Source organism: Xanthobacter sp. BG11Y11_SDJG (genome assembly GCF_057364445.1).
The window spans coordinates 1-2421 of the sequence record NZ_JBNFNU010000522.1 but is presented as its reverse complement, the minus strand read 5'-3'; the positions used below and the strand labels follow the sequence as shown (position 1 = coordinate 2421).

Genomic DNA, 2421 nt, shown 5'->3' with positions numbered 1-2421 from the left:
CGCCGGCCGAAGAGGCGCCCCCGCGCGCCGCCCCCCCTTGCCCCGCCGCGCCGCTCGGGAGAGCCGCCCGTTCGGCCGCCCCGATCCAGGAGGCGCCGGCCTTCCCCAAGGTCGAGAAGACCGCCGACCCGGCGCCGGCCCCGGCCAACGACCCGTTCAACGATCTCGATTCCGAGATGGCCAACCTGCTCGGCCGCGGCTCGGCCGCTGAGGCCGGGCGGCGCGGCGGGCGCCAGAAGTGCGAAGGCGGCGCGGAGGCATCCGCGCGGCCTTTTCGATCCCGAACGGTCCGGCTCGAAATCCCCGATTCCGGCCCCGCCCGCCTAGTCGTCCCGGTACACCCGCTCGCGGCGCTCGTGCCGCTCCTGGGCCTCCACCGAGAGGGTGGCGATGGGGCGCGCCTCGAGCCGCTTCAGGGCGATCGGCTCGCCCGTATCCTCGCAATAGCCGTAGGTGCCGTCCTCGATCCGCAGGAGGGCGGCGTCGATCTTGGCGATGAGCTTGCGCTGGCGGTCGCGGGCGCGCAGTTCGATGGAGCGGTCGGTCTCGGACGAGGCGCGATCCGCCAAATCGGGGTGGTTCTGGTTCTCGTCCTGAAGGTGCTGCAGGGTCTCGCGCGCCTCCTTGAGGATGTCGTCCTTCCAACGCAGCAGCTTCTGGCGGAAATATTCCCGCTGCCGGTCGTTCATGAAGGGCTCGTCCTCGCGGGGGCGATAGTCCTCGTCGATTTGGATCGACATCAGCCATGTCCTCGCTACAACGTCGCTGATCCCCCGTGGGGCAGTCGCCTCCCGCGTCCCGCCCGACGATGAGCGGCGCGCGCAAGACCCCTGCCCCATCAACGATCCGGAGCCCCCTCGCCCGGTCCGGCCGGTGCCGTTCCGGGATCAGGCGAACTCCAAGGTCGCCGCGCTTATATCGACGCCCGCACGCCGCGACAACCGCCGTTCGCACCGCATGCCGGCCGCACCGGGGCTTGACGGCGCGGCGAAGGGTGCCGACCTTGCCGCAGCGCGGGATGGCCGGCGACGACGAGGGCAAGGCACATGCGGTTCGAGGGCACGGGAAGCTACGTCACCACGGATGACCTGAAGGTGGCGGTCAACGCGGCCATCGTCCTCGAACGCCCGCTTCTGGTGAAGGGCGAGCCGGGCACCGGCAAGACCGTGCTGGCGCAGGAGATCGCCAAGGCGCTCGGCGCCGACCTCATCGAGTGGCACATCAAGTCCACCACCAAGGCGCAGCAGGGCCTCTACGAATATGACGCGGTGGCGCGCCTGCGCGACAGCCAGCTCGGCGACCCCCGGGTGCACGACATCGCCAACTATATCCGCAAGGGCAAGCTGTGGACGGCGTTCGCCGCCGACGCCCGGCCGGTGCTGCTGATCGACGAGATCGACAAGGCCGACATCGAGTTCCCCAACGACCTGCTGCAGGAACTCGACCGCATGGAGTTCCACGTCTACGAGACCGGCGAGCAGGTGAAGGCGCACCGGCGCCCGGTGGTCATCATCACCTCCAACAACGAGAAGGAATTGCCGGACGCCTTCCTGCGCCGCTGCTTCTTCCACTACATCCGCTTCCCCGACGCCGACACCATGCGCGCCATCGTCGACGTGCACTTTCCCGGCATCAAGCCGCGCCTCGTCTCCGAGGCGCTGCGGCTGTTCTACGACCTGCGCGAGGTGCCGGGTCTGAAGAAGAAGCCGTCTACCTCCGAGCTGATCGACTGGCTCAAGCTGCTGGTGTCCGAGGACGTGGACGCCGAGACCCTGCGCGAGAAGGACGTGCGCAAGGCGATCCCGCCGCTGGCCGGCGCGCTGCTGAAGAACGAGCAGGACGTGCACCTGTTCGAGCGTCTCGCCTTCCTCTCGCGGCGCGAGCAGCGCTGAGCCCATGGACGGGCTCGGCGACATCGGCTTCGTCGCGGGACTGGCCTTTGCGCTGGTCCTGCTCGCCGGCTTCCTGGTGGTGCGCGGGCGCGGCGCACCGGCGTCCCAGCAGACCGCGCCCCAGCAGAAGCCCGACCCGCGCGCCTCGGTGCCCGCGGACTACGGCCTCTCGCGCGAGGCGAGCGCGCGCTCCGGCGCGGACAGCGCAAGCGAGCGCCCGGGACGCAATGTCCGGCGCCATGGCGGTCGGCGGCCGGCGGCGCCGGTGATCGGTCGGCTATGCCGCCTCCCGCGCCCACCGCCGATTCCGCCAGCGCCCGCGACGACGCCGAGAACGGTGACGACAGCGGCTCGGGCGACGGAGATGGCGGCGACGGAGGCGGCGGCACTGACACCGGGCGACCACGGCACCGCCCCCCATCCGTTCGGCGACTATTTCAAGGACCGCGCCATCGAGCTGGCCTGGAACCTCGTCACCCGCGAGTTCGAGCTGCCGAAGGACCGCCTGCTGGTCACCGTCTACAGCGAG

At 70.6% G+C, this 2421-nt stretch carries 3 protein-coding genes; 2 read left to right on the top strand and 1 reads right to left on the bottom strand.

Annotated elements, in window-relative coordinates; translation table 11 throughout:
• Positions 1-323: 323 nt before the first annotated feature.
• Positions 324-740, bottom strand: coding sequence for an RNA polymerase-binding protein DksA (gene dksA, locus AC2W7M_RS23840; protein WP_121625455.1), 417 nt, complete (start codon positions 738-740; stop codon positions 324-326).
• A 306-nt stretch (positions 741-1046) separates the two neighbouring features.
• Here dksA and AC2W7M_RS23835 point away from each other — a divergent pair, with 306 nt between their 5' ends.
• Both AC2W7M_RS23835 and AC2W7M_RS23830 read left to right on the top strand, forming a co-directional pair.
• Entirely contained in the window at positions 1047-1892 is an 846-nt protein-coding gene (locus AC2W7M_RS23835; protein ID WP_486135443.1) for an AAA family ATPase, read from the top strand.
• Positions 1893-1896: 4 nt separating this feature from the next.
• On the top strand, positions 1897-2421 hold a 525-nt coding region (locus tag AC2W7M_RS23830; protein WP_486135441.1), incomplete at its 3' end, for an alanine--tRNA ligase-related protein.

Coding starts and splice junctions, on each gene's coding strand:
- dksA (WP_121625455.1), bottom strand. CDS start 740: ATGTCGATCCAAATCGACGAGGACTATCGCCCCCGCGAGGACGAGCCC.
- AC2W7M_RS23835 (WP_486135443.1), top strand. CDS start 1,047: ATGCGGTTCGAGGGCACGGGAAGCTACGTCACCACGGATGACCTGAAG.